We start from the raw sequence: 26,805 nt of genomic DNA, 5'->3' as shown, positions 1-26,805 counted from the left end.
TGGCTTGCCCTCGCAGCGCCGACTTGTATGGGGACGCTTCGTTGAATTCCTATGGAAGTCAGGACACCGTGAACCGCCTCGACCACCGCGACCCCCTCGTGTTCGACACGCACGAGCTCGGTCGGCGTCCGGGCTCGATGCGCAAGGTGAGCCGGACCCTGGAGGCCCCGGAGGGCTTCGGGATCATCGACGTGATCGGCGTGCCGGAGAAGAGCCCGATCGAGCTGGAGCTCCGCCTGGAGTCCGTGGTCGAGGGCGTGCTGGTCACCGGCACCGCCGAGACCCGCGTCGAGGGCGAGTGCGTCCGGTGCCTGGAGCCCGTCGCGTTCGACATCGACGTGGACTTCCAGGAGCTGTACTACTACCCGGAGTCCGACGAGCGCCATCGCGCCCGGACCGCCGGGGCCGAGGACCTCGACGAGGACTCGGAAGAAGAGACTTACCGTCTGGAGGGCGACTTCTTCGACCTCCGGCCGGTGCTGCGTGACGCGGTGGTGCTCGCACTGCCGCTGCAGCCGGTGTGCCAGGAAGACTGCCTGGGCCTGTGCTCCGAGTGCGGAGCGCGCCTGAGCGACGACCCGGCGCACCACCACGATGCCGTCGACCCCCGGTGGGCGGCTCTGCAGGGACTCTCCGCCGCCCCCGGCGACGAGGGTGACGGATCTAAGAACAGCGACACCCGTGAGGGTCTCGCCGAGAACCAGGAGAAGTAGCCGTGGCTGTTCCGAAGCGGAAGATGTCGCGCAGCAACACGCGCCACCGTCGGTCCAACTGGAAGGCCGTTGTCCCGGCCCTCGTGGCGTGCGACCGCTGCCACGAGCCGAAGCTGGGCCACATCGCGTGCCCGAGCTGCGGCACGTACAACCGTCGCCAGGTCCTCTCGGTCTGATCGGCGGGGTGTACGGATCGATGTCGGACGGTAACTCCACCCGCAAGGCGTCCATCGCCCCGAAGGGTTCCTCTTCGGGCGGCGGCAAGGCCGGCGGGCCGGCTTCGACCGAATACGACGTCCTGGAAGGGCGCCTCGGGTACACGCTCGAGCGCGCCCTTCTGGTGCGTGCCCTGACCCACCGCTCGTACGCGTACGAGAACGGCGGGCTGCCCACCAACGAGCGCCTGGAGTTCCTCGGCGACTCGGTGCTGGGCCTCGTGGTGACCGACACCCTCTACCGCGTCCACCCGGACGTCCCGGAGGGCACGCTCGCCAAACTGCGCGCCGCGGTGGTCAACTCCCGCGCGCTCGCGGACGTCGGCCGCGGCCTGGAGCTCGGCACGTTCATCCGCCTCGGCAAGGGCGAGGAGGGTACCGGCGGCCGCGACAAGTCGTCGATCCTCGCCGACACCGTCGAGGCCGTGATCGGCGCCGTCTACCTGGACCAGGGCCTGGACGCGGCCACCGAGTTCGTCCACCGACTGTTCGACCCGCTGATCGAGGAGTCCTCTCAGCTGGGCGCCGGCCTGGACTGGAAGACCAGCCTCCAGGAGCTCACCGCCTCGGTGGGCATCGGAGTGCCCGAGTACGTGGTCATGGAATCCGGTCCGGACCACGAGAAGACCTTCACCGCGGCGGCCCGGGTGGCCGGCGAGGACTTCGGCAGCGGCGTCGGCCGCTCGAAGAAGGAAGCCGAGCAGAAGGCCGCCGAGAGCGCCTGGCGCGCGATCAAGGACAAGTACGCCGACCGGCTGCCCGCCGGGGCGTGACCTCCGAGTAGCCTTCACTCCTGCCGAACCGTACCGAGCAGGAGGCGTCTTCCCGTGCCCGAACTTCCCGAGGTCGAGGTCGTCCGCCGTGGTCTGGCCAACTGGGTCGCCGGGCGAACCGTCGCCGACGTCGAGGTGCTGCACCCGCGCGCGGTGCGCCGCCAGCCGGCCGGCGCGGCCGACTTCACCGCCCGGCTGACCGGCACCACCCTCGGCACCGCGCAGCGGCGCGGCAAGTACCTGTGGGTGCCGCTGGCCGGCACCGGGAGGCCGGAGGCCGGGTGGGGGTCCCCCCGGCCGGAGGCTGGGGGAGGATTCTCGCTGATCGGCCACCTCGGGATGAGCGGCCAACTCCTCGTCCAGGACCCGTCCGTACCCGACGAGACGCACCTGCGGGTGCGGCTGCGCTTCGCCGACGGCGGGCGCGAACTGCGCTTCGTCGACCAGCGGACCTTCGGCGGCCTGGCGGTCGAGGAGGCCGAGGACGGGGACCCCGAGGGCACCCCGGTCTCGATCGCGCACATCGCCCGCGACCCGCTCGACCCGCGCTTCGACGACGCCGCCTTCGCGGCCGCGCTGCGCGCCAAGCGGACCACCGTCAAGCGCGCCCTGCTCGACCAGACCCTGATCAGCGGCGTCGGCAACATCTACGCCGACGAGGCGCTGTGGCGCTCCAGGCTGCACTACGACCGCCCGACCGCGACGCTCACCCGCCCGCAGGCCCTGCTGCTGCTGGCCGCCGCCCGGGACGTGATGACCGCGGCGCTCGCCGTCGGCGGCACCAGCTTCGACAGCCTCTACGTCAACGTGAACGGCGAGAGCGGCTACTTCTCCCGGGACCTCGACGCCTATGGCCGCGAGCAGGAGCCCTGCCGCCGCTGCGGCACCCCGATCCGGCGGGCGGCCTGGATGAACCGCTCCAGCTACTTCTGCCCCCGCTGCCAGCGCGTGCCGCGCACCAGCGGCGGGGGCTGAGGCCCCGCGCTACTTGCGGGTGAGTTCGGGCTCCTCGGCGGCCGGCTCCCCGGGCGTGCCGTGGGTGTCCTGGCCGAAGTAGGCCACCCCGACCGCGGCGACCACCGCGAGCAGGAAGCCGATCACGCCGAGCCAGCCCAGACCGGCCTTGGAGGAGTCGCCGAGCCAGAGCACGCCGACCGCGCCGGGCAGCACCGTCTCGCCGACCACCAGCGCGGCGGTCGCGCCGTTGACCGAGCCGATCTGGAGCGCCACGGTGTGGATGTACATCCCGCCGATGCCGCCGACCAGGACCGCGTACAGCGCCGGGTCGGAGAGCAGCGAACCGATGTCGAACGGCTCGATGCCGTTGAGAATGCGCACCCCGACGCCCAGGGCGCCGAAGCCGAGGCCGGAGAGCAGGCCGGCGACGATCGCGCCGTTGGCGCCCATCCGCCGCACCAGCAGGCTGCCGCCGACCAGCAGCACGGTGGTGACGATCAGCAGCCACCAGTGGAAGGACATCGCCACGTGGTGGCCGCCCTCCGGTCCGGCCGAGACGGCCAGCAGCACCAGCGCCGAGCAGAGAACGGCGATCGAGGCCCACTCCAGCTGCTTGAGCCGGATGCCCAGCAGCTTGATGCTGAGCACCGCGGTGATCACCAGGTTGGCGCTGATGATGGTCTGGGAGAGGAACAGCGGCAGCAGCCGGGCGGCCAGCGCACCGAGCCCGAAACCGATCAGGTCGAGCACCGTGCCGAGGATGAACTCCCAGGTGACGGCGGCCTTCGCGGTCGAGGACAGGCTCGGGCCGCCGTGCTCGGTGGTCGAGGTGGTGGCGCCCTTGGCGGCCTCCTCCCGGGCGGAGCGGCGGGATCCGACGGCCTGGAGGACCGAGCCGGTGCCGTAGCAGGCGGATGCCGCCACGGCGGTGACGAGGCCGATGATCACCGAGTGCTCCGATCGGGAGTCGAGTCAAGGATTGGCTGAGTAAAGAAAGGGCAATGGGGCCGGTGGTTCGGGACCACTATGCCCGTTCGCACGGTACGGTCGGCACGCCCCCCGGAGTACCCCGGAACCGGGCCGGGCCTGCCGGAACGTACGTCCGGGGGCCGCAGCCGGTTCCCGCGCGGGCCCCGTCTCGGGGACGGCTGGGGGAAACATCATCCCCGAGGAGGGGAGCGGACCCGGCGGACGGCGGGGAGCCTTGTCAGTACCAGTATGCGAAGGGTATGGCGTGCTCCGGGGCCGGTCACGGTAGCGTCGGGGGCATGAGAACCCTTGCACGACGTTCCCGGGGCGCCGGGCCGCTTGCCCTGGTGGCGGCGCTGCTCGGGCTGCTGCTCCTGCTGGCGCCGGCGGCCTCGGCGGCCGGCGGACTGAGCGACGCCGCGGCCTCCCTGAAGAAGGGCCGGGTCTACGTCGACCCGGCCATGACGAGCCGCTTCAGCCAGGACCGGGCCGACGCCCTGACCAAGAAGATCGACAAGGCCGACAAGCCGATCTTCATCGCGGTGATCCCCGACTCTCCGGCCTACGCGAAGAGCAACCTCCAGGACTTCCGCACCCTGGTGGGCATCGACGGCGTCTACGCGGTCTGGCACGGCGACAAGTTCGACGCCGGCGGCGACCGCGGCGCGATGGGCGCGGGCCAGCCGCAGCGCATCGCCGGGGCGGCCTTCCGGTCGAACGGCGGCGACATCGACGCCACCCTGAACTCCTTCGTCGACCAGGCCGTCCCGCAGACCAAGGGCACCGGGGTCAACCACAGCACCTCGATCGCCTGGGTGGTCATCCCGCTCGTGCTGGTCGCGCTCGCCGGCACCGGCGTCTTCCTGCTGTTCCGCCGCGCCAAGAAGCGCAAGGAGGAGCAGGCCCGGGCCGAGCTGGAGCAGCTGCGCCGGGTCGTGGACGAGGACATCACCGCCTTCGGCGTCGAACTGGAGCGGCTCGACTTCAGCCCGGCCGCGGCCGACGCCGACGACGCCCAGCGCACCGACTACAGCCACGCCCTGGACTCGTACGAGAAGTCCAAGCGGCTGATGGACGAGGCGAAGAAGCCCGAGGACGTCAAGCAGGTCACCGAGGCGATCGAGGACGGCCGCTTCTCGCTGGCCACCCTGGCCGCCCGGCGGGACAAGCGGCCGCTGCCCGAGCGCCGTCCCCCGTGCTTCATGGACCCGCGGCACGGCCCGTCCGTCAAGGACGTGGACTGGGCCCCGGCCGGCGGCTCCCCCCGCTCCGTGCCGGTCTGCCAGGCCGACGCGGACCGCGTGGCGGCCGGCCTCGACCCGGCGATCCGCACCGTCGACACCGACCAGGGCCCGCAGCCGTACTGGAACGCCGGCCCGGCGTACGCCCCGTACGCGGGCGGCTACTACAGCGGCTTCGGCGGCGGCCTGCTGCCCGGCCTGCTGGTCGGCACCATGCTCGGCTCGATGATGAGCTCCCCGGCCTACGCGGCGGCGCCGATGATGGGCGGCGGCTACCAGGACCAGTACGAGGGCGGCGACTACACCGGCGCCGACTTCAACCCGGCCGACTTCAGCGGCGGCGGCGATTTCGGCGGCGGTGGCGACTTCGGCGGTGGCGGCGACTTCGGCGGCGGGGACTGGTAATCCGCGGCACCGACCGTCCACGTCAGCGGCCCCGCCGGAACACCGGCGGGGCCGCTGACGTCCTCGTCCCGGCCGGCGTGCGCGGGGCGGGCCGGCCGGGCGGTGGCCGGGCGCGCGGGCCGTCGGGGCGTGTCCTAAGGTCGGGGGCATGCACGGTCGCGACGCCCACAGTGAGGAACCGGTCCGGGTGACCGCCTGGGTCCGGGGGAAGGTCCAGCAGGTCGGGTTCCGCTGGTGGACCAGGGCACGGGCGCTGGAGATCGGCCTGACCGGCTACGCCGGCAACCTCGGCGACGGCCGGGTGCAGGTGGTGGCCGAGGGACTCGCGGCCGACTGCGAACAGCTGCTGGCCCGGCTGCGCGGCCCGGGGACCCCGGGGAACGTCAGCGGGGTCACCGAGATCTGGACGGCCGTCGGCCCCGGTTACGAGGGTTTCGAGATCCGCTGAACCGCCCCGGGCCGGAGCTCCGGCGAACCGGGGTGCGGCGTTCCGGGAAAAGATCCGGAACCGGCGGTGTCACGAGGTTGCCATCCGGGCAGACTCGTGGTTGACTCCGCATCGAACGATGATCCACGAGCACATGGTGGACCCGTCCCGAGACCCCCAGGCGTGACGACACCGCCGGGCAGGTGACAGGGGCGCGGTAGCGTGCGGTGATCGTGTTGACCCTTTCCGTCTTTGGTGAGACGCTGGAAGCCCGCGCACACGACCGCGTTCTCCCGGCAGGCGCATGCCCCCGTGAGCCCAGCTCACGGTGGTTGTGCCGTAGTGCCCAGCCAGCACTTCCGGTGACGCGCCGCGCGTGCGTCCCCCTTCCCCCTAGACCTGGACCGTTCCGGTTCGGTCACTCAGCGTGGAGGACCATTCATCATGGCAAAGGCGCTTCTCGGGTACGTCGGCGGCCCCGACCCGCGAATGCTCTCCGAGATGCGACGGCTTCAGCAGCGCGTCCAGGACCTTGAAGCCGAGCTCCTTCGGATGCAGGCTGAGAACGACGCTCTGACCGCTGTCGCTGACGAGCACTCGCTGCTCAACAGCATCGATCTGGATCAGCGGGAGCCGGCTCTCACCTGAGTCCCGCCCGGTCCTCGCAGATCGACGCCGCTGTGCACTGAGCCGCCCCGAAAGGGACGCAGCTTGCAAGGGACGCCCGGATGTGGCGTCCCTTCGTCGTGTCCGGCGCCGGATAAAGTCGGTTCCTGTCCCGAGCGATCGAGGAGACCGGCCGCGTGCACCTGAAGAGCCTGACGCTGCGCGGATTCAAGTCCTTCGCCTCCAGCACCACCCTGCGCTTCGAGCCCGGCATCACCTGCGTCGTCGGCCCGAACGGCTCCGGCAAGTCGAACGTGGTGGACGCGCTGTCCTGGGTGATGGGCGAGCAGGGGGTCAAGTCGCTGCGCGGCGGCAAGATGGAGGACGTCATCTTCGCCGGGACCAGCGGGCGCGCCCCGCTCGGCCGCGCCGAGGTCAGCCTCACCATCGACAACGCCGACGGCGCCCTGCCGATCGACTACGCCGAAGTGACCATCACCCGGACCATGTTCCGCAACGGCGGCAGCGAGTACGCGCTCAACGGCGAGACCTGCCGCCTGCTGGACATCCAGGAACTGCTCTCCGACTCCGGCATCGGCCGCGAGATGCACGTCATCGTCGGGCAGGGGCAGCTGGACTCCGTACTGCACGCCGACCCGATGGGGCGGCGCGCCTTCATCGAGGAGGCGGCCGGCGTCCTCAAGCACCGCAAGCGCAAGGAGAAGGCGCTGCGGAAGCTGGACGCGATGCAGGCCAACCTCAACCGGGTCCAGGACCTGGTCGCCGAACTGCGCCGCCAGCTCGGACCGCTCGGCCGGCAGGCCCGGATCGCCCGCCGGGCCGCCGGCATCCAGGCCGACCTGCGCGACGCCCGGCTGCGGCTGCTCGCCGACGACCTGTGCACGCTCCGCCGGGCCGTCGAGGCCGAGATCGCGGACGAACTGGCGCTGCGCCTGCGCCGCACCACCGTCGAACAGGAACTGGCCCGCGCGGTGCAGCGCGAAAGCGTCCTGGAGGCGCAGGTCCAGCGGCTCGGCCCCGGCCTGGAGACCGCCCGGCAGACCTGGTACCGGCTCTCCGCGCTCGCCGAGCGCACCCGCGGCACCATCGGGCTGGCCGAGGCCCGCGCCCGGCACGCCGCCGCCGGGGACCGGGGCGAGGAGCGGCGCGGGCGCGACCCCGAGGACCTGGAACAGGAGGCCGGGCGGGTCCGCGAGGAAGAGGCCGCGCTGACCGGGGCGCTGGAGGAGGCCCGGTACGCGCTGGCCGAGGCGGTCGAGCGCAAGGACGGGCTGGAGCGGGAGCTGGCCGAGGAGGAGCGCCGGCTGCGCGACGCCGCCCGGGCCATCGCCGACCGCCGGGAGGGCCTGGCCCGGCTGCAGGGGCAGGCCGCCGCCGCCCGGTCCAGGGCCGCCGCGGCGCAGGCCGAGATCGGCCGGCTCGCCGAAGCCAGGGACGAGGCGCTGCTGCGCGCCGAGTCCGCCCGGACCGAGCTGGACGAACTCCGGCAGCAGGTGGACGGCGCGACCGGGGACGACGAGCAGGCCGAGGACGGGTACCGGCGGGCGCGCGAGCGGCTGGCCGCCGTGGAGGAGGGGCTGGCCGCGGCCCGGGAGACGGCCGGTGCCGCCGAGCGCGAGCGGGCCGCCCTGACCGCGCGGCACGAGGCGCTCTCCCTCGGGCTGCGCCGCAAGGACGGCACCGGCGCGCTGCTGGACGCGGCGGAGCGGCTGGGCGGGGTGCTCGGCCCGGCGGCCGCGCTGCTGCGGATCGAGACGGGGTACGAAGTGCCGCTGGCCGCGGCGCTCGGCGCGGCGGCCGACGCGGTGGCCGTCGACTCGCCGTCCGCCGCCGCCGGGGCGCTGCGGCTGCTGCGGACCGAGGACGCCGGCCGGGCCGCGCTGCTGATCGCCGGCGCCGCCGAGGTGGCGCCGGCGGCGGGGGAGTTGCCGGACGGAGCCCGCTGGGCGGCCGAACTGGTGGACGGCCCCGAGGAGTTGCTCGGCGCGGTCCGGCGGCTGCTGGCCGGGGTGGCGGTGGTCGAGGACCTGGACCGGGCGCTGCGGCTGACCGCCGCGCAGCCCGGAGTCTGCGCCGTCACCGCGGACGGGGACCGACTCGGCGCCGGCTTCGCCCAGGGCGGGTCCGGCGGTGCGCCGAGCCTGCTGGAGACCGCGGCGGCGGTGGACGAGGCGGCCCGGGCGATCGGGGAACTCACCGACCGCTGCGCCGAGTCGGCCGAGCGGCTGGCCGAACTCGCCGAACAGCGGCGGGAGTCGGCCGCCGAGGTGGAGCAACTGGCCGAGCGGCGGCGGCAGGCGGAGAAGGAACGGGCCCAGGTCGCCGGGGCACTCGGCCGGCTCGGCGGGCAGGCCCGCGCCGCCGCCGGGGAGGCCGAGCGGCTGTCGGCCGCCGCCGCGCGGGCCGAGCAGGGGCTGACCGAGCTGCTCGACGGCGCCGAGGAACTGGCGCAGCGCCTGGCCGCCGCCGAGGAGTCGGCCCGGGCGGGGCAGGACGAGCCGGACACCGCCGAACAGCAGCGCCTGGCCGGGGCCGCGAGCGCCGCCCGGCAGGCCGAGCTGGAGGCCCGGCTCTCGGTGCGCACCCACGAGGAGCGGGTCCGCGCCCTGGCCGGCCGGGCCGACCAGCTGGACCGCGCCGCCCGCGCCGAACGCGAGGCGCGCGCCCGGGCCGCCGAGCGCCGCCGGCGCGCCGAGCACGACGCCTCGGTGGCGAACGCCGTCGCGGCGGGCGCCCGGCAGCTGCTGGCCTGCCTGGAGGTGTCGCTGGCCCGGGCGGACGCCGGGCGGGTGGCCGTCGAACAGGCGCGCGCCGAGCGCGAGCAGGAACTGCGCGAGCACCGCGAGCACGGCCGCGGACTCAAGGAGGAGCTGGACAAGCTGGTCGACGCCGGGCACCGGGACGAGGTGCTGCGGGCCGAGAAGCGGCTGCGGATCGAGCAGCTGGAGGCCCGCGCGCTGGAGGAGTTCGGCATCGACGGCGGCGAACTGCTCGCCTCGTACGGGCCCGACCAGCCCGTTCCGCCCTCGCCCGCGGCGCCGGCCGCCGATGTCGCCGCCGGTGTCGCCGCGGAGGACGGGAAGGAGCCGGGGGAGCCGTACCCGTACGTCCGGGCCGAACAGGAGAAGCGGCTGCGGGCGGCCGAGAAGGCCTACCTCCAGCTCGGCAAGGTCAACCCGCTGGCGCTGGAGGAGTTCACCGCGCTGGAGGAGCGGCACCGGTTCCTCGGCGAGCAGCTGGACGACCTCAAGCGCAGCCGGCGCGACCTGCTGGACATCGTCCGGGACGTGGACCAGCGGGTCGAGCAGCTGTTCACCTCGGCCTACCACGACACCGCCGCCCAGTTCGAGGGCGTCTTCGCCCGGCTCTTCCCCGGCGGGGAGGGCCGGCTGGTGCTGAGCGACCCGGACAACATGCTCACCACCGGGGTCGAGGTGGAGGCCCGCCCGCCGGGAAAGAAGGTCAAGCGGCTGTCGCTGCTGTCCGGCGGCGAGCGCTCGCTGACCGCGGTGGCGCTGCTGGTGGCGATCTTCAAGGCCCGGCCCAGCCCGTTCTACGTGATGGACGAGGTGGAGGCGGCGCTGGACGAGACCAACCTGCGCCGGCTGATCGGGATCATGGAGGAGCTGCGGGAGAGCTCCCAGCTGATCGTGATCACCCACCAGAAGCTCACCATGGAGTCGGCCGACGCCCTCTACGGCGTGACCATGAAGGGCGACGGCATCTCGCAGGTGATCAGCCAGCGGCTGCGGGAGGAGCACCGCGAGCGCCGGCCGCGAGCCGGACGAACCGCGTCGGTGTAGGGCGGCTGCGGTCCATCCGGGCTCCGGTCGCGGATACTGGAGCAGTTATGGAATACGTGATCCTTGCCGTAGTCATCGCCGTGGTCGCCGTCGGCGCGATCGCCGGCCTCGTCGTTTCCGGCAGACGACGCCAGCAGCTGCCCCCGAAGTCGCAGGCGCCGGTCATCACGGCGCCGAAGCCGACCCCGCAGGAGCCCCAGGTCGGCGAGGAGTCCGCGCCGCCGACCGAGGCGCCCCGCCGCACCATCGAGGAGGTGGAACTCCCGGCGGAGGCCGGTACGGCGGAGGCCCCCGAGGCCGTCGAGGCCCCCGAGGTCGTGCCCGCCGAGGCCGAGGCGGCGCCCGCCGTCGAGGTTCCCGAGCCCACCGCCGGCCGGCTGGTCCGGCTGCGCTCGCGGCTGTCCCGCTCGCAGAACTCGCTCGGCAAGGGACTGCTCTCGCTGCTCTCCCGGGAGCACCTGGACGAGGACACCTGGGAGGAGATCGAGGACACGCTGCTCACCGCCGACGTCGGCGTCGCCCCCACCCAGGAGCTGGTCGAGCGGCTGCGCACCCGGGTGAAGGTGCTCGGCACCCGTACCCCCGACGAGCTGCGCGCGCTGCTGCGCGAGGAGCTGGTCGAGCTGGTCGGCAAGGACGCCGACCGCACCGTCCGCTCGACCAGGCACGAGGAGGGCCCCGCGGTGGTCCTGGTGGTCGGCGTCAACGGCGTCGGCAAGACCACCACCACCGGCAAGCTGGCCCGCGTCCTGGTCGCCGACGGCCGCACCGTGGTGCTCGGCGCCGCCGACACCTTCCGTGCCGCCGCCGCCGACCAGCTCCAGACCTGGGGCGAGCGGGTCGGGGCGCGCACCGTGCGCGGCCCGGAGGGCGGGGACCCGGCCTCGATCGCCTTCGACGCGGTCAAGGAGGGCATCGCCGAGGGCGTGGACACCGTGCTGATCGACACCGCCGGCCGGCTGCACACCAAGACCGGCCTGATGGACGAGCTGGGCAAGGTCAAGCGGGTCGTCGAGAAGCACGGCCCGGTGGACGAGGTGCTGCTGGTGCTGGACGCCACCACCGGCCAGAACGGCCTGATCCAGGCCCGGGTGTTCGCCGAGGTGGTCGACATCACCGGCATCGTGCTGACCAAGCTGGACGGCACGGCCAAGGGCGGCATCGTGGTCGCCGTCCAGCGCGAGCTGGGCGTGCCGGTCAAGCTGATCGGCCTGGGCGAGGGCGCGGACGACCTGGCTCCGTTCGAGCCGGGGGCGTTCGTGGACGCGCTGATCGGCGACTGACGCCCCGCGCGCGCCGGAAAGGCGCGACGGGCGTACGAAGAGCGCAGGAAGGGCCCGCTCCCCATCTCGGGGGGCGGGCCCTTTCGCGTGCCCTTCCGCGTGCCCGGAGCCGGGTGGCGCGCCGGGTCCGGCGCGGTGACCCCGGCGGTGGCCGCTCGGACGGCCGCCCGGGGAGCGGGCCCCGGCGCGGCGGCCCGGCGGGCTCCGGTCGGGTCAGGAGGCCATCCAGGCCGGCTCGGCGGTGCGCTCGCGGCTGCGGTGGCAGGCATAGGCGAGGGTGCCGAGCAGCAGCCGGGCCTCGGGGGGGCAGCCCGCGTTGTCGCGGGTGGGGCGGCGCAGCCAGCGGACCGGGCCGAGGGAGCCGAGGACGGTGGGCGGGGCGGCGACGTAGCCGCCCTCGCCGTGGCAGACCAGGTCGAGCGCGGCGTCGTCCCAGCCCATCCGGTACAGCAGGTCGGGCAGGCGCCGGGCGGTGCCGGCGGCGACCAGGAACTGGAGCCGGCCGGTGGGGACGGCGAGCACCGGGCCCACCTGGGTGCCCATCCGCTCCAGCCGGACCAGCGCCTGGAGCCCGGCCTGCTCGGGGACGTCCAGGACGTCGAAGGCGCGGCCGGTGGGGAACAGCACCGAGCCCTCGGCGCGGGCGCCGCGGGCCCGGCCGCCGCGGCCGGCCACGGGGTGCGGGCCGGGCGCGGCGCAGCGGGGGGAGCCGCAGGGACAGCGGGTCGGGGCGGTGGCGCCGGTGACCGGGGCGCCGGTGACCGGGTCGCCGGTGGCGACCGCCCAGCCCCAGCGGCCGGTGTACTCCGCGGCGGCCTGGGACGCGGTGACCTTGGTGCGGCGGCGCGCGCCCAGCGGTGCCAGCCGCAGGTGCCCCAGTCGAAGTTCGCCGAACAGGTTGTCCATGCCTCCCCCAACAGGTTGTCGTTGCCGATGGTTACGGGACGGTGACTGTGTGTCGATTGTCAGCTCTGTGGTGCGTAGTGCAGTGGCGGCGCGCAGCGCATGGTGTGCGCCTGTTCCGCCGGTGCGCCTCGGGCGCCGCCTTGTGGGGGCGGCGCCGATGCCGGATCGTCGGGTGCGTGGGGCTGTCGCCGTCCCGAGTGGACGGTGAACTCGCCTGTGGCTGCGGCGGGTTGCGAGGTCCGCCGGGTCCTCCGGGATGCGCCGGGGGACTTGGCGGCCCGCATATGCCGAGCCGTCGGGACTCCCTAAGTGAAGCGTGTGCCCCCGGGCTTCGGTTCACTCCTGGGGGTGGCGAAAGGTGGCGTTTCGCCAGGGCCGCTCCCGCGGGCCCCTCGCGGGGCATTACGTTCAGCACGCGGATGTCGTCGAGGAGTCTGTCCCGGGCCGTCGAGGAGCGGGAGTTGGGGATCTGACGGATCGTCCGCAACGATGGCACACCAGTGCGAGGGCGCTGCGGAACGGCGCAGCCGCGGCACGGCAGCACCTCAGGCACGGCACGTCTGGCAAGAGCCCGCAACCGTCGGGCGGTCACGATCGGGGGCCCCGGTAGGGGCCGGGCGGGATGGGGACGTTACCCATGGCAGAGAAGCAACCGAATGAGAAGCTGACCACGTGGTTCGCCCGCAGCGGCTGGTCCAAGGGCGAGTTGGCCCGTCAGGTCAACCGCCGGGCCCGGCAGATCGGCGCCCACCACGTGTCCACCGACACCTCGCGGGTGCGCCGCTGGCTCGACGGCGAACAGCCCCGCGAGCCGATTCCCAAGATCATGTCGGAACTCTTCTCCGAGCGGTTCGGCTCGGTGGTCTCGATCGAGGACCTCGGCCTGCGCGCCGCGATCCCGGTCTCGACCGTGGGCGGCGGCGTCGACCTGCCGTGGAGCGGCCCGCAGACCGTCCAGCTGATCAGCGACTACTCCCGCAGCGACCTCATGCTCAACCGCCGGGGCTTCCTCGGCACCTCGCTGGCGCTCACCGCGGGCGCCGCGCTGATCGAGCCGATGCAGCGCTGGCTCACCCCCGGCCCGACCGGCGTCCCCACCCCGATCCTCACCGCGGCCAACGGCGGCGAGGCGTTCACCGGCCGGCTCTCCGAGCCCGAGCTCGAACTGCTGGAGCAGACCACGGTCATGTTCCGGCAGTGGGACGCGCAGAACGGCGGCGGGCTGCGCCGCAAGGCCGTCGTCGGCCAACTGCACGAGGTCACCGACCTGCTCCAGGAGACGTACAGCGAGGACACCACCAGGCGGCTGTTCCGGCTCACCGCCGAACTCGCCCACCTGGCCGGGTGGATGTCGTACGACGTCGGGATGCACCCGAGCGCGCAGAAGTACTACGTGCTCGCCCTGCACGCGGCCAAGGAAGCGGGCGACCGCCCGTTCGGCGCGCTGATCCTCACCGACATGAGCCGCCAGATGATCCACCTCAACCGGGGCGAGGACGCCCTGGAACTCATCCACCTGGCCCAGTACGGCAGCCGCGACACCGCCACCCCGCGCCAGCAGTCCCTGCTGTACGCGATGGAGGCGCGCGCCTACGCCACCATCGGCGAGGTCAACCGCTGCGCCCGGGCGGTCCGGCTGGCCGAGGACACCTTCACCGACATCCGGGACGGGGACCAGGAGCCGGACTGGCTGAAGTTCTTCTCGCCGGCCGAGCTGAACGCCGAGAACGCGCACTCCTTCCGCGACCTCGCCTACCACTCGGACAACGCGCAGCTCTACGCCTCGATGTCCGCGCCGGTGATGGAGCGCGCGGTCGACCTGTTCCGCCAGGACGCCGACCACGTGCGCTCGTACGCCTTCAACCTGATCGGCATGGCCAGCGTCCACCTGCTGCAGCGGGAGGCCGAGCAGGCCGCGGTGATGGCCGAGCAGGCGGTGGACATCGCCACCAAGGTGCGCTCGGAGCGGCTGAACTCCCGGGTGCGCAAGACCACGGAGGCCGCGGCGGCCCGGTTCAAGGGCGTGGACGCGGTGAGCCGGCTCAAGGAGCGGGTGGTCCAGGACATCCCGGAGTTCGTCTCGGTGGTCTGACCGGTCGGTGGTCCGCCCGGTCGGTGATTCGCCGGTCGGTGGTCCGACCGGCCCGGCCGAGGGCCTTCCGAGAGGTGCTCCACCGACCGTGACGGCCGCCGCCGTCACGGTCGGTGGCATGTCCGGCGCCCCGGTGGCACGGCACGGCGCGCGGCCGGACCGCGGGGGTGCGGGGCCGCGGTTCACGCAGCCGTAACCCCTGCGTCGCACACGTCACGGCGGTGAAACAACCGGTCGCACTGGCCGAAACCAGCCTTCGGCACGCTCCTCCTCAACGCCGACACCCCGGGTGGCACCACGGGACGGGTCCCCGGGCGCGGGTCGGCCTGGACGCAGAGGAGACGCCGATGCCGGACGGCTTCAGCGCGGGCGACACCGCCTTCGTGCTCATCAGTGCGGCCCTGGTCATGCTGATGACCCCTGGGCTGGCCTTCTTCTACGGGGGCATGGTCAGGGCCAAGAGCACGCTGAACATGCTGGCGATGAGCTTCCTCTCGCTCGGCATCGTCAGCGTGCTGTGGGTCCTGTACGGCTACTCGCTCAGCTTCGGGTCCGACTCCTTCGCCGGGCTGATCGGCAACCTGGACCACCTCGGGATGCGCGGCCTCGGCCTCAACGAGCTGACCGGCTCCATCCCGGTCACCGCCTTCGCGCTCTTCCAGCTGATGTTCGCGGTCATCACCCCGGCGCTGATCAGCGGCGCCGTCGCGGACCGGGCGAGATTCGCGGCCTGGGGCCTGTTCATCGCGCTCTGGGTGACGATCGTCTACTTCCCGGTGGCGCACTGGGTCTTCTTCTTCGACGGCGGCCACGGCGGCTGGCTGGGCGACCGCAACGGCGTGATCGACTTCGCCGGCGGGACGGCCGTGCACATCAACGCGGGCGTCGCCGGCCTCGCGCTCTGCCTGGTGCTGGGCAAGCGGATCGGCTTCAAGAAGGACCCGATGCGCCCGCACAGCCTGCCGCTGGTGATGCTCGGCTCCGGGCTGCTCTGGTTCGGCTGGTTCGGCTTCAACGCGGGCTCGGCGCTCGCGGCCAACGGCGTCGCCGCGATGGCGATGGTCAACACCCAGGTCGCCACCGGCGCGGCGCTGGTCGGCTGGCTGGTCTACGAGAGGTTCAAGCACGGCGCCTTCACCACGCTGGGTGCCGCCTCCGGCGCGGTGGCCGGGCTGGTCGCGATCACCCCGGCCTGCGGGTCGGTGAGCCCGCTCGGCGCGGTGGCGATCGGGCTGGTGGCGGGTGCGGTCTGCTGCGCCGCGGTCTCGCTCAAGTACCGCTGGGGCTTCGACGACTCGCTCGACGTGGTGGGCGTGCACGCGGTCGGCGGGGCGATCGGTTCGCTGCTGGTCGGCCTCTTCGCCACCGGCGGGGTCGGCCAGGGCGTCAAGGGCCTGTTCTACGGGGGCGGGATCGGGCAGCTGGGCAAGCAGGCGATGGGCGTGGCGGTGGTCGCGGCGTACTCCTTCGTGCTGTCCTGGCTGCTGGCCAAGGCGGTCGACCGGCTGGTCGGCTTCCGGGTCGCCGGGGAGGTCGAGGTGGCCGGCATCGACCAGGCCGAACACGCCGAGTCCGCCTACGATTTCAGCGCCGTGGGGGCGGGCCTGGCCCGGGCCCTGCCGGGCCTGGCCGTCGCTGCCGCGAAACCCGCCGCAGAACGGTCCGCCGCCGCGGCTCCCGCCGAGAAGCCCGCCGAGAAGAAGACCGAGGTCGACGCCCGATGAAGCTCATCACCGCCGTGATCAAGCCGTACCGACTGGACGAGGTGAAGGCCGCCCTCCAGGCCTTCGGGGTGCACGGCCTGACCGTCACCGAGGCCAGCGGCTACGGCCGCCAGCGCGGCCACACCGAGGTGTACCGGGGGGCCGAGTACACCGTGGACCTGGTGCCGAAGGTCAGGATCGAGATCCTGGTCGAGGACGAGGACGCCGAGGACCTGATCGACGTCCTGGTGAAGGCCGCCCGGACCGGGAAGATCGGCGACGGCAAGGTGTGGAGCATTCCGGTCGACACCGCCGTACGGGTCCGGACCGGCGAGCGCGGCCCGGACGCCCTGTAGCCCCGCGCGGGACGGCGGACCTGCCACCCCCGGGTGCGCGGGTCCGCCCGACGGCGCAACGGCGTCCCCCGGACGGCCGAACGGCCCGCCCGGCGGGTCGGGGCGGCGGCACGACGGTCCGCACGGCACGACGGTCCGCACGCCCCGGCGGCCTGCCGCGACTCGACGGTTCGCACGCCCCGGCGGTTCACCAGCACGACGGCTCAGCAGCACGACGGACGGGACCACGCGCATGACCTCCGAGACCAACCCCTCCGAGCCCTCCGGCCCCGTCGCCCCGGGCGACCCCTGTGCCGCCCGCGACGCCCGCGACCCCGCCGACCCCTTCGACCTCGCGGGCAGGGCCGCTGCCCGGGCCGCGCTGCTGGCCGGCCCCGGCCCCGGCGGCCGCCCCCGCCGCCGGGCGCTCGCCCGGCTCGCCGACGACTGGCTGGCCGGCCTGCTCGCGGCCGCCGGCGCCCCGCCCCGCGTCGCCCTGGTCGCGGTCGGCGGGTACGGGCGGGGCGAGCTGTCCCCGCGCAGCGACCTGGACGTCCTGCTGCTGCACGACGGCCCGATCCCCCGGGAGCTGCCCGAGCGGATCTGGTACCCGGTCTGGGACTCGGGAGCCAGGCTCGACCACGCCGTGCGCACCGTCGCCCAGGCCCGCTCGGTCGCCGCCGCCGACCTCAAGGTCCAGCTCGGCCTGCTGGACGCCCGTCACCTCGCCGGGGACCGGGCGCTCACCGACGCCCTGCGCGCCGCGGTGCTCACCGACTGGCGCGCGAGCGCCCCCGCGCGCCTGCCGGAGCTGCGAGAGCTGGGCCGCGAGCGGGCCGAACGGCACGGTGAGCTGTCCTTCCTGCTGGAGCCCGACCTCAAGGAGGCCCGCGGCGGCCTGCGCGACGTCGTGGCGCTGGACGCGATCGCCGCCACCTGGCTGGCCGACGCCCCCCGGGAAGGCCTGGACGCCGCCGCACAGCGGCTGGCCGACGTACGCGACGCCCTGCACCTGGTCACCGGCCGGGCCACCGAACGGCTCAGCCTCCAGGACCAGGACCAGGTCGCCGAGCGGCTCGGCGTGCTGGACGCCGACACCCTGCTGCGCCAGGTCTACGAGGCCGCCCGCACCATCGCGTACGCCGGCGACGTCACCTGGCGGGCGGTGGACCGGGTGCTCGCGGCCCGCGGCGGCCGGGGCCGGCGGTCGCGCCGGCCGGGCATCCCGTTCGTCGGCTCCGGACGCGGCACCGGAGCGGCGGCCCGGGGCGCGGTCGAGCGGCGGCCGCTCGCCGAGGGCGTGGTCGAGCAGGACGGCGAGGCGGTGCTCGCCCGGGGCGCCCGCCCCGCCGCCGACCCGGTGCTGCCGCTGCGCGCCGCGGCCGCCGCCGCGCAGAACGGGCTGACCGTCTCGGACGCCACGGTGCGCAGGCTGGCCGCCGAGTGCCGCCCGCTGCCGGTGCCCTGGCCGGACGAGGCGCGCGAGCAGCTGGTCACCCTGCTGGGCGCGGGGGAGTCGGCCGTCCCGGTGTGGGAGGCGCTGGAGGCGCAGGGGCTGGTCCGCCGGCTGCTGCCGGACTGGGAGCGGGTGCGCTGCCGTCCGCAGCGCAACGCGGTGCACCGCTGGACGGTGGACCGGCATCTGGTGGAGACGGCGGTGCGGGCCGCCGCGATGACCCGCCGGGTGGCCCGGCCGGACCTGCTGCTGGTCGCCGCGCTGCTGCACGACATCGGCAAGGGCTGGCCGGGGGACCACAGCGCGGCCGGCGAGGTGATCGTCCGCGACCTCGGCGCCCGGATGGGCTTCGGCCCCGAGGACACCGAGACCCTGGCGGTACTGGTCCGCCACCACCTGACCCTGGTGGACACCGCGACCCGGCGCGATCCGGACGACCCGGCCACCGTCGAGGCGATCACCAAGGCGGTCACCACCCTGCCGGAGCTGGAGCTGCTGCACGCGCTCACCGAGGCGGACGCGCTGGCCACCGGGCCGGCCGCGTGGAGCGGCTGGCGGGCCTCGCTGGTGGACGGGCTGGTGGCCCGGGTGGCGGACCGGCTGGCCGGGGCGGGAGTCCCGCCGGTCGAGGCGGCGCCGACCGCCGAGCAGGAGCGGCTGGCGGTCGAGGCCGCCCGGACCGGGCAGCCGGCGCTGTCGCTGCGGGCCCGCTCGGAGGGGGCGGAGCCGGGCGCCGAGCCGATGGGCGTCGAGCTGAACCTGGCGGTCCCGGACCGTCCCGGACTGCTCGGCACCGCCGCCGGGGTGCTCGCGCTGCACCGGCTGGCCGTCCGTTCGGCCGGGCTGCGCGAGCTGGACCCGGTGGGCGCCGGGCCGGTGCTGGTGCTGTCCTGGCGGGTGGCGGCCGAGTACGGAGAGCTGCCGGAGGCGGCCCGGCTGCGGGCCGACCTGCGCCGGGCACTGGACGGCTCGCTGGACGTCGCCCGCCGCCTCGCCGAGCGGGACGCCGCCGCCCCGCGCCGCCGGGGCATCCCCACCCCGCCGCCGCTGGTCGCGGTGGCGCCGGCGGTGGCCTCGGCGACCGCGACCGTGCTGGAGGTCCGCGCCCACGACGCCCCCGGGCTGCTGCACCGGATCGGCCGGGCGCTGGACGCGGCGGGCGTGCGGGTGCGCACCGCGCACGTGTCCACGCTGGGCGCGGAGGCCGTCGACTCGTTCTACCTGACCGACGAGGCGGGGCGGCCGCTGACCGCCGGGCGGGCCGGCGAGGTGGCGGCGGCGGTCCGGGCCGCGCTGGGCTGAGCGCCGGGCCCGGTCGGGGCTGGTCGGGGCCGGTCGGGGCCGGGCCGACCGGGCTCGCGGAAGGGCGCGGGCAGGGGTGCGGCCACGGGTACGAGCAGGAGTTCCGACCGGGGGTGGAGACCTCACCCGGGGCGGCCGGATACCCTGGGGGGCGACGACCGTACTGATACCGATGCCGCAGAGGACCCGCGACGACGTGTTCGACACCCTTTCCGATCGCCTCGCAGCGACGTTCAAGAACCTCCGGGGCAAGGGCCGCCTGAGCGAGGCGGACATCGACGCCACCGCCCGCGAGATCCGCATCGCGCTGCTGGAGGCGGACGTCGCGCTGCCGGTCGTCCGGGCCTTCATCAAGCAGGTCAAGGAGCGGGCCCTCGGCGCCGAGGTCTCCGGCGCGCTGAACCCGGCGCAGCAGATCATCAAGATCGTCAACGAGGAGCTCATCGCGATCCTCGGTGGCGAGACCCGCCGGGTGAGGTTCGCCAAGAGCGGCCCGACGGTGATCATGCTGGCCGGTCTCCAGGGCGCCGGTAAGACCACCCTCGCGGGCAAGCTCGGCCACTGGCTGAAGACGCAGAAGCACACCCCGCTGCTGGTCGCCTGCGACCTCCAGCGCCCCAACGCGGTCAACCAGCTCCAGGTGGTCGCCGAGCGCGCCGGCGTGGCCTTCTACGGCCCGCAGCCGGGCAACGGCGTCGGCGACCCGGTGCAGGTGGCCAAGGACTCGATCGAGTACGCCAAGCAGAAGCAGTACGACGTCGTCGTCGTCGACACCGCCGGCCGCCTGGGCATCGACGCCGAGCTGATGCGGCAGGCCGCCGACATCCGTGCCGCGGTGAACCCGGACGAGGTCCTGTTCGTCGTCGACGCGATGATCGGCCAGGACGCGGTCACCACCGCCCAGGCCTTCCTCGACGGCGTCGACTTCACCGGTGTGGTGCTCTCCAAGCTCGACGGCGACGCCCGCGGCGGTGCCGCCCTGTCCGTCGCGCACGTCACCGGCCGGCAGATCATGTTCGCCTCCAACGGCGAGAAGGTCGACGACTTCGACGCCTTCCACCCGGACCGGATGGCCTCGCGCATCCTCGGCATGGGTGACGTCCTCTCGCTGATCGAGAAGGCCGAGCAGACCTTCTCGCAGGCCGAGGCGGAGAAGATCGCCGCCAAGCTGCGCGGCGGCCCGAAGCAGTTCACCCTGGACGACTTCCTGTCCCAGCTGGAGCAGGTCCAGAAGATGGGCTCGATCTCCAAGCTGCTCGGCATGCTGCCCGGCATGGGCCAGATCCGGGACCAGATCAACAACATCGACGACAAGGACGTCAACCGGGTCGGCGCGATCATCAAGTCGATGACCCCGGCCGAGCGCGCCGAGCCGGAGCTGATCAACGGCTCCCGCCGGGCCCGCATCGCCAAGGGCTCGGGCGTCCAGGTCGGCGAGGTGAAGAACCTGGTCGAGCGGTTCTTCGACGCCCGCAAGATGATGTCCGCGATGGCCTCCGGCAAGGGCATGCCCGGCATGCCGGGGATCCCCGGCATGGGCGGCGGCGGGAAGAAGTCCGCCAAGAAGGCCCCGCAGGCCAAGGGCAAGCGCAAGAGCGGCAACCCGCTGAAGCGGGCGCAGGACGAGGCCGCGGCCGCCGAGCGCCGCGCGCTCGGTCCGGGCGTCGGCCAGGGTCCGGCGGACGGCGGCGCGTTCGGTCTCGGCGCGGGCAAGGGTCCGGCCGACTTCGAGCTGCCCAAGGAGTTCAAGGACATGCTGTAGTCCTTGGACGTGCCGCCGCCTTCGGTCATCCGTTGATCAACGGCGGTCGGTCCTGATCGATTCTGGTCGGCCCGTCGCCCGGTGTTTCCGGGCGGCGGGCCGATCGCGTGTCCGATGATGGGGGCATGCGAGTGATGATCAGGGCCCCGAGGGCCGACGACACGGCCGCGTACGCCGAGGCGGTCCGGCGGTCTGCCGAGCACATCGGACGGTGGAACCCGGTCGAGCCGGACGGACTGCCCGACCTGCTGAAGCGCCAGGGCTCCGGGCTGCGCACCTTCCTGATCCTCGACCGGGAGACCGGCGGACTGGTCGGCAAGGTGAACGTCGCCAACATCGTGATGAGCCGCTTCTGCAACGCCACGCTGGGCTACGACTCCTACCTCCCGTTCAACGGCACCGGCCGGATGACCGAGGGCATGCGGCTGGTCGTGGACCGCTGCTTCGCCCCGCAGTCGGCCGACGGGCTGGGGCTGCACCGGCTGGAGATCAACGTCCAGCCGGACAACGAGCGCTCGGTCGCGATGGCCAAGCGGCTGGGCTTCCGGCACGAGGGCTTCTCCCCGCGGATGCTGTTCCTCCAGGGCGACTGGCGCGACCACGAGCGGTTCGCCCTGACCGCCGAGGAGTGGCCGGGCGCAACGGCATAGCCGCTGGTGGGAGGGGGTGGCGCGGGCGTACGGCGGTCCGGGCGCGGCGTTGCGATTGGCTCGTCCGAGCAGCTGTCCGTATTGTCCGATGGGTGACCGAACCCGTGCCGCCACGTCAGACCCCCGAACAGCCCTGGCGTTCGGAGGGTGCCCCGCCCCCGCCGCCCAAGCGCCGGATGCCCGGCGGCTGGGTGGGCCTCGCCCTCACCGCCCTCGTGGTGTTCCTGATCTCGGACCTGCTGCTGTCCTTCTTCGGCCCCGCCGGCGCCACCACGATCTCGTACACCGAGTTCAACAACCAGCTGAACAAGGGCAACATCACCAAGATCTACGCCAAGGGCGACGCGATCGAGGGCACCCTCAAGAGCGCCCAGCCCAAGCCGGACGGCGGCAAGGGCGACTACACCGAGTTCGACACCCAGCGGCCCTCCTTCGCGGGCGACAACCTCTGGGCCACCCTGCAGCAGCAGGGCGTCGAGGTCACCGCCACCTCGCCCGTCCAGCAGCGCAGCTTCCTCACCAACCTGCTGCTCTCGCTCGCCCCGATGCTGCTGCTGATCTTCATCTGGGTGCTGCTCGCCCGCCGGATGGCCGGCGGACTCGGTGGCGGACCGCTCGGCCGCAAGGCCCCGCCCAAGCCGGTCATGGCCGAGGAGGGCAAGCGCACCACCTTCGCCGACGTGGCCGGCATCGACGAGGTCGAGGCCGAACTCACCGAGGTCGTCGACTACTTGAAGAACCCCGAGCGGTACCGCCGGCTCGGTGCCAAGATGCCGCGCGGCGTGCTGCTGAGCGGCCCGCCCGGAACCGGCAAGACCCTGCTGGCCCGGGCCGTGGCCGGCGAGGCGAACGTGCCGTTCTTCTCCGCCTCCGCCTCCGAGTTCATCGAGATGATCGTCGGCGTCGGCGCCAGCCGGGTCCGCGAGCTGTTCGCCGAGGCCCGCAAGGTCGCCCCCGCGATCATCTTCATCGACGAGATCGACACCATCGGCCGCCAGCGCGGCGCCGGCGGCGGCATGGGCGGGCACGACGAGCGCGAGCAGACCCTCAACCAGATCCTCACCGAGATGGACGGCTTCACCGGCTCCGAGGGCGTCATCGTGATCGCCGCGACCAACCGGGCGGACGTGCTCGACCCGGCGCTGCTGCGCCCCGGCCGCTTCGACCGGCGGATCACCGTCAGCCCGCCCGACCGGGAGGGCCGTGCCGCGATCCTGCGCATCCACAGCCGCAGCGTCCCGCTGGCCGGCGGCACCGACCTCAACCAGCTGGCCAAGGTCACGCCGGGGATGACCGGCGCCGAACTCGCCAACCTGGTCAACGAGGCAGCGCTGCTGGCCGTCAAGCGCGAGCAGGACGCCGTCAACGAGCGGGACCTCTCGGACGCCCTGGAGAAGGTCCAGCTCGGTGCGGTGCGGCCGCTGGTGATGCCGCAGGAGGAGCGCGAGCGGACGGCGTACCACGAGAGCGGGCACGCGCTGCTGGGCATGCTCCAGCCCGGCGCGGACCCGGTCCGCAAGATCACCATCGTGCCGCGCGGCCGGGCGCTCGGCGTCACCCTCTCCACCCCGGAGAACGACCGCTACTCGTACACCGAGCCCTACCTGCGCGGCCGGATCATCGGCGCGCTCGGCGGCATGGCGGCCGAGCAGGTGGTCTACGGGGTGATCACCACCGGCGCGGAGAGCGACCTGGAGCAGGTCACCAACATCGCCCGCGGGATGGCCGGGCGCTGGGGGATGAGCGAGCGGGTCGGGCGGCTCACCGCGGTGCCCTCCGACCCGCAGGGCGCGTACGGGCTCTCCGCCGCGCCGACCACCCTGGACGCGGTGGACGAGGAGGCCCGGCGGATCGTCTCCGAGTGCTACGGCGACGCGGTGCGGATCCTGAACGAGCAGCGGCACCGGCTGGACGCGCTGGCGGCGGCGCTGCTGGAGGCGGAGACGCTGGACGAGGAGGCGGCGTACCGGGCGGCGGGGGTGCCGCGGGAGGCGGCCTCGGAGGGCTCGGCGGGCTCGGCGGGCTCGGCGGGGTCTTCCGGGGGTTCCGAAGGCTCCGGAGGTCCCGGGGGTTCCGACGGTTCCGAGGGTTCCGACGGGAAGTCGATCGACCGGGCGTGACGCCCGATGCCGGGGGCGTGCGCCAGAGTGGCGAGCGCCCCCGGTTTTTCGTCTCCCCGTCCCTGCTAGCGCGGCCGCTCGGCGACCAGGTAGCGGAACAGGTTCTCCATCCGCACCGTGCCGTCCGCGCGCAGATGCGGCTGGAGCGCCTCCTCCAGCTCCTTGGCCACCAGCGAGGCGCCGGAGAACTCCTCGGCCGGATCGAACAGACCGGTGGAGAGCAGGCCGCGAACGGCGCTGTCGAGGTCGGCGTATGCGAACGGGCAGCTCACCCGGCCGCTGCCGGCCGGGCGCAGGCCGGCCGGGGCGAGCAGGTCCTCCAGGGCGCCCGGCGCGCTGAGCTCGAACGGGTCCCGCGCGGTGGTCCGGCCCGCCATCCGCCGGGCCACGTCCAGCACCGCGGCGCTCTCGCAGCGCTCCGGCGGGCCCCAGGCGGCCAGCACCACGTGCCCGCCCGGGAGAGTGAGCCGGGCGGCCTCGGCGACCACCGGGCCGGACCCGGCGGCACCGGGCAGCTGCTCGAAAACCGTCACCAGCGAATGGGCCGAGCGGGGGACGGCGGACGCTGTCCGAGCCCCCGCGCACACCCGCAGCCGACGGTCGTGGGCCAGCTCGCGCAGCTCCTCCCGCGGCTCCTGCCCGGCGACCTGGGCACCCCGCCCGGCGGCGAGCAGCAGGGCCAGTCCGGACCGGCAGCCCAGGCCCAGCACACTGCTCGCAGGGCCGACCTCCAGCCGGTCGTAGACCGCCTCGTAGAGCGGCACCAGCATGCGTTCCTGGATCTCCGCCCAGTCGCGCGCCCGCGCGGGGCGGGCGGCCCCGGTCCGCGGGTGGTGCGGGCGTGCGCCCGTCGGTCGTGCGGTCGTGCCGGTCGTCCGAGCTGAAGCCACGGCGGCCTCCCATCCGGTCCTTCGGTGTGCTGCTACGGCTCCCCCAAAGTCCCGCCCCACACCAGCGAACAGCGGGTCGGGCCCGGCGTCCAGAGGGGTGCAGGGTGGTGCGCGCGTGTCGCGGTGGTGCGCCCCCGTCCGGTGATACCGATTCGAAACCGGGGCCCCGGGCCCCGTACCATTCGCCCCATGGCTAAGGCACCCGTTCTCACCCCTCAGGCGGAAGACTTCCCGCGCTGGTACCAGGACCTCATCAACAAGGCCGAGCTGGCCGACAACGGTCCGGTGCGCGGCACCATGGTCATCCGACCGTACGGCTACGGCCTGTGGGAGCGGATGCAGCAGGAGATGGACGCGCGGATCAAGAAGGCCGGCGCGCAGAACGCCTACTTCCCGATGTTCATCCCGCAGTCCTACCTGACCAAGGAAGCCGAGCACGTCGAGGGCTTCGCCCCCGAACTCGCGGTGGTCACCCACGGCGGCGGCAAGCAGCTGGAGGAGCCGGTCGTCGTCCGGCCGACCTCCGAGACGATCATCAACGAGTACTTCTCGAAGTGGGTGCAGAGCCACCGGGACCTGCCCCTGCTGATCAACCAGTGGGCCAACGTGGTCCGTTGGGAGCTGCGCCCGCGCGTCTTCCTGCGCACCACCGAGTTCCTCTGGCAGGAGGGCCACACCGCCCACGCCACCTACGAGGACGCCCGCGCCTACGCGTCGATGATCCACACCCAGGTCTACGGCGACTTCATGACCAACGTGCTCGGCATCGACGTCGTGCTCGGCCGCAAGACCGCCAAGGAGCGCTTCGCCGGCGCCATCAACACCCTCACCCTCGAGGGCATGATGGGCGACGGCAAGGCCCTGCAGATGGGCACCAGCCACGAGCTGGGCCAGAACTTCGCCAAGGCGTTCAACACCACCTACCAGCTGCAGGGCGCCGAGCGCGAGCACGTCTGGCAGACCTCCTGGGGCGTCTCGACCCGCATGGTCGGCGGCCTGATCATGTCCCACGGCGACGACAACGGCCTGCGGGTGCCCCCGCGCCTGGCCGCCGTCCAGGCCGTCGTGCTCGCCATCAAGGGCGACGACGCGGTCATCGCCAAGGTCCGCGAGATCGGCGCCCAGCTGGAGGCCGCCGGCATCCGGGTCGTGGTCGACGACCGCACCGACACCCCGTTCGGCCGCCGCGCCGTCGACTGGGAGCTCAAGGGCGTTCCGCTGCGCATCGAGGTCGGCCCGCGCGACCTGGAGAACGGCACCGCGATGCTGGCCCGCCGCATCCCGGGCGGCAAGGAGCCGGTCTCCATCGACTCCCTCGTCGCGCTGGTCCCGGGCGTGCTGGAGGAGGACCAGGCGCTGCTGCTGCGCCAGTCCCGCGAGCGCCGCGAGTCCCGCACGGTCGACGTCAAGACCATCGACGAGGCCATCGAGGCCGCCGCGACCGGCTGGGGCCGGATCTCCTGGGCCGAGCTCGGCGCGGAGGGCGAGGCCAAGCTGGCCGAGCAGGGTGTCACGGTGCGCTGCATCGTCGCGGCCGACGGCTCGGTGCCGGCGGCGGACGACCAGGAGGGCAACATCGCGATCGTCGCCCGGGCGTACTGACGTCCGTCCGGGGCGTGCCGTCGTCCGTCCTGGGTCCCGCTTGTCCCGGGTCCGGGTCCGGGGCCGCTCCGGGGGCGCGCCCGTCCCGGGTGTGCGTCCGTTCCGGGGCGTGCGGCCGTCACGGGTGCGCCCCGACGGGTGTTCGGTGTTCGGTGGATGTCCTGTTGATGTCCGCCGGACGTCCGTCGCCCGCTGGTAATGACCGACAGCGGCGACATTTGCCCGGAATGCGGAAGGGTAAGAATCCGGTAACTCCTCCGGTGCGTCCCCGCGGTGGACATCCCTACTGGCCGGTCAACTCCCGGTATTAACGGAATAGCGGTACGGTGTACGGCCCGTGGCCCTGTCAATCCGGCAGACCCACGGGCCGTACGTCCTGGGTGGCGACAGCCCGCTCCCCGGACGGAAATTCAGCAGGCCCGCCGACCTCGCGACGGGCCGAAACCGGCAGGGGGTTGGTCTTGCGTCAGATCCGGAACGCGCAATTCGCGCGCGGCCTTGCATTCCTGGGAGTTCCCTGTGAATTCCCCGGGAACGAGAACATGCGGAACATCGGCTCGCGCTCCATCGTTGG

The 26,805-nt window shown here is 73.6% G+C and carries 20 protein-coding genes; 17 read left to right on the top strand and 3 right to left on the bottom strand.

All coding sequences use genetic code 11. The features are described from left to right. Window positions 1–68: 68 nt before the first annotated feature. Genes ACFVUY_RS37705 through mutM form a run of 4 tightly spaced genes read left to right on the top strand, consistent with a single transcriptional unit; the run spans window position 69 to window position 2,676 of the window. A complete protein-coding gene (locus ACFVUY_RS37705) occupies window positions 69–713 on the top strand; it encodes a YceD family protein (protein ID WP_387693658.1) in 645 nt (214 codons plus the stop codon). Window positions 714–715: 2 nt separating this feature from the next. Continuing rightward, window positions 716–889 carry a 50S ribosomal protein L32 gene (gene rpmF / locus ACFVUY_RS37700; RefSeq protein WP_030056747.1) on the top strand — a complete coding sequence of 58 codons (174 nt, stop codon included), beginning with the start codon at window positions 716–718 and terminating at the stop codon, window positions 887–889. A 20-nt stretch (window positions 890–909) separates the two neighbouring features. After that, complete coding sequence (rnc, locus tag ACFVUY_RS37695) at window positions 910–1,701, top strand: ribonuclease III (protein WP_387693659.1); 792 nt, start codon at window positions 910–912, stop codon at window positions 1,699–1,701. 54 nt (window positions 1,702–1,755) lie between these two features. Further along, entirely contained in the window at window positions 1,756–2,676 is a 921-nt protein-coding gene (gene mutM / locus ACFVUY_RS37690) for a bifunctional DNA-formamidopyrimidine glycosylase/DNA-(apurinic or apyrimidinic site) lyase (protein ID WP_387693660.1), read from the top strand. Between the two features lie 9 nt (window positions 2,677–2,685). Here the strand turns inward: mutM and ACFVUY_RS37685 are convergent, their stop codons facing one another. Then, window positions 2,686–3,606, bottom strand: a complete 921-nt coding sequence (locus ACFVUY_RS37685) for a hypothetical protein (protein WP_359900571.1) — start codon at window positions 3,604–3,606, stop codon at window positions 2,686–2,688. A 320-nt stretch (window positions 3,607–3,926) separates the two neighbouring features. Between ACFVUY_RS37685 and ACFVUY_RS37680 the strand changes: the two genes are divergently transcribed. The 5 genes from ACFVUY_RS37680 to ftsY all read left to right on the top strand — a co-directional run bounded on the left by ACFVUY_RS37680 (window position 3,927) and on the right by ftsY (window position 11,413). Continuing rightward, the gene (locus ACFVUY_RS37680; protein ID WP_387736630.1) at window positions 3,927–5,273 is read left to right on the top strand and encodes a hypothetical protein; all 1,347 of its coding nucleotides are present in this window, start codon (window positions 3,927–3,929) and stop codon (window positions 5,271–5,273) included. Window positions 5,274–5,421: 148 nt separating this feature from the next. Continuing rightward, entirely contained in the window at window positions 5,422–5,721 is a 300-nt protein-coding gene (locus tag ACFVUY_RS37675; RefSeq protein ID WP_359900575.1) for an acylphosphatase, read from the top strand. Window positions 5,722–6,144: 423 nt separating this feature from the next. Next, a complete protein-coding gene (locus tag ACFVUY_RS37670; RefSeq protein ID WP_045702518.1) occupies window positions 6,145–6,348 on the top strand; it encodes a hypothetical protein in 204 nt (67 codons plus the stop codon). 155 nt (window positions 6,349–6,503) lie between these two features. Further along, entirely contained in the window at window positions 6,504–10,130 is a 3,627-nt protein-coding gene (gene smc, locus ACFVUY_RS37665; protein WP_387736629.1) for a chromosome segregation protein SMC, read from the top strand. Between the two features lie 47 nt (window positions 10,131–10,177). After that, a complete protein-coding gene (gene ftsY / locus ACFVUY_RS37660; protein ID WP_387736628.1) occupies window positions 10,178–11,413 on the top strand; it encodes a signal recognition particle-docking protein FtsY in 1,236 nt (411 codons plus the stop codon). Window positions 11,414–11,626: 213 nt separating this feature from the next. Here ftsY and ACFVUY_RS37655 read toward each other — a convergent pair whose 3' ends face one another. Then, complete coding sequence (locus ACFVUY_RS37655; RefSeq protein WP_387693664.1) at window positions 11,627–12,319, bottom strand: bifunctional DNA primase/polymerase; 693 nt, start codon at window positions 12,317–12,319, stop codon at window positions 11,627–11,629. 637 nt (window positions 12,320–12,956) lie between these two features. On the opposite strand from ACFVUY_RS37655, the gene ACFVUY_RS37650 reads away from it, so the two are divergent. The 7 genes from ACFVUY_RS37650 (at window position 12,957) to ftsH (ending at window position 23,739) form a co-directional block, all read left to right on the top strand. Then, window positions 12,957–14,411, top strand: a complete 1,455-nt coding sequence (locus tag ACFVUY_RS37650; protein WP_380354225.1) for a hypothetical protein — start codon at window positions 12,957–12,959, stop codon at window positions 14,409–14,411. Window positions 14,412–14,758: 347 nt separating this feature from the next. After that, complete coding sequence (locus ACFVUY_RS37645; protein WP_387736627.1) at window positions 14,759–16,135, top strand: ammonium transporter; 1,377 nt, start codon at window positions 14,759–14,761, stop codon at window positions 16,133–16,135. Beyond that, window positions 16,132–16,470, top strand: a complete 339-nt coding sequence (locus ACFVUY_RS37640) for a P-II family nitrogen regulator (protein ID WP_387736626.1) — start codon at window positions 16,132–16,134, stop codon at window positions 16,468–16,470. Before ACFVUY_RS37645 ends, ACFVUY_RS37640 begins: the two co-directional genes overlap by 4 nt. Window positions 16,471–16,702: 232 nt before the next feature. Next, window positions 16,703–19,207: a [protein-PII] uridylyltransferase gene (locus ACFVUY_RS37635; protein WP_387736625.1), complete on the top strand. Its 2,505-nt coding sequence runs from the start codon at window positions 16,703–16,705 to the stop codon at window positions 19,205–19,207. Between the two features lie 196 nt (window positions 19,208–19,403). Beyond that, window positions 19,404–20,969, top strand: coding sequence for a signal recognition particle protein (gene ffh, locus ACFVUY_RS37630; protein ID WP_387736639.1), 1,566 nt, complete (start codon window positions 19,404–19,406; stop codon window positions 20,967–20,969). Between the two features lie 125 nt (window positions 20,970–21,094). Beyond that, window positions 21,095–21,619, top strand: a complete 525-nt coding sequence (locus tag ACFVUY_RS37625; RefSeq protein WP_359900590.1) for a GNAT family protein — start codon at window positions 21,095–21,097, stop codon at window positions 21,617–21,619. A gap of 92 nt (window positions 21,620–21,711) precedes the next feature. Beyond that, a complete protein-coding gene (gene ftsH, locus ACFVUY_RS37620; protein ID WP_387736624.1) occupies window positions 21,712–23,739 on the top strand; it encodes an ATP-dependent zinc metalloprotease FtsH in 2,028 nt (675 codons plus the stop codon). A 65-nt stretch (window positions 23,740–23,804) separates the two neighbouring features. Here ftsH and ACFVUY_RS37615 read toward each other — a convergent pair whose 3' ends face one another. Then, window positions 23,805–24,629 (bottom strand): class I SAM-dependent methyltransferase, encoded by an 825-nt coding sequence (locus tag ACFVUY_RS37615; RefSeq protein ID WP_387736623.1) that lies wholly within the window; start codon window positions 24,627–24,629, stop codon window positions 23,805–23,807. Between the two features lie 189 nt (window positions 24,630–24,818). Between ACFVUY_RS37615 and proS the strand changes: the two genes are divergently transcribed. Then, window positions 24,819–26,231 (top strand): proline--tRNA ligase, encoded by a 1,413-nt coding sequence (gene proS / locus ACFVUY_RS37610; protein WP_359900597.1) that lies wholly within the window; start codon window positions 24,819–24,821, stop codon window positions 26,229–26,231. The last annotated feature ends 574 nt before the right edge of the window (window positions 26,232–26,805 follow it).

This window comes from Kitasatospora sp. NPDC058063 (assembly GCF_042885395.1).
In the GTDB taxonomy this organism is placed as follows: domain Bacteria; phylum Actinomycetota; class Actinomycetes; order Streptomycetales; family Streptomycetaceae; genus Kitasatospora; species Kitasatospora lactacystinica.
Note: the sequence above shows the minus strand (reverse complement) of the source record. Positions and strands in the feature narration are given on the sequence as shown.

What these genes read in the sequence shown, in the direction of transcription:
- rnc (WP_387693659.1), top strand. Translation starts at nt 910, where the DNA reads ATGTCGGACGGTAACTCCACCCGCAAGGCGTCCATCGCCCCGAAGGGT.
- ACFVUY_RS37680 (WP_387736630.1), top strand. Translation starts at nt 3,927, where the DNA reads ATGAGAACCCTTGCACGACGTTCCCGGGGCGCCGGGCCGCTTGCCCTG.
- ACFVUY_RS37675 (WP_359900575.1), top strand. Translation starts at nt 5,422, where the DNA reads ATGCACGGTCGCGACGCCCACAGTGAGGAACCGGTCCGGGTGACCGCC.
- ACFVUY_RS37670 (WP_045702518.1), top strand. Translation starts at nt 6,145, where the DNA reads ATGGCAAAGGCGCTTCTCGGGTACGTCGGCGGCCCCGACCCGCGAATG.
- ftsY (WP_387736628.1), top strand. Translation starts at nt 10,178, where the DNA reads ATGGAATACGTGATCCTTGCCGTAGTCATCGCCGTGGTCGCCGTCGGC.
- ACFVUY_RS37655 (WP_387693664.1), bottom strand. Translation starts at nt 12,319, where the DNA reads ATGGACAACCTGTTCGGCGAACTTCGACTGGGGCACCTGCGGCTGGCA.
- ACFVUY_RS37650 (WP_380354225.1), top strand. Translation starts at nt 12,957, where the DNA reads ATGGCAGAGAAGCAACCGAATGAGAAGCTGACCACGTGGTTCGCCCGC.
- ACFVUY_RS37645 (WP_387736627.1), top strand. Translation starts at nt 14,759, where the DNA reads ATGCCGGACGGCTTCAGCGCGGGCGACACCGCCTTCGTGCTCATCAGT.
- ACFVUY_RS37640 (WP_387736626.1), top strand. Translation starts at nt 16,132, where the DNA reads ATGAAGCTCATCACCGCCGTGATCAAGCCGTACCGACTGGACGAGGTG.
- ACFVUY_RS37635 (WP_387736625.1), top strand. Translation starts at nt 16,703, where the DNA reads ATGACCTCCGAGACCAACCCCTCCGAGCCCTCCGGCCCCGTCGCCCCG.
- ACFVUY_RS37625 (WP_359900590.1), top strand. Translation starts at nt 21,095, where the DNA reads ATGCGAGTGATGATCAGGGCCCCGAGGGCCGACGACACGGCCGCGTAC.
- proS (WP_359900597.1), top strand. Translation starts at nt 24,819, where the DNA reads ATGGCTAAGGCACCCGTTCTCACCCCTCAGGCGGAAGACTTCCCGCGC.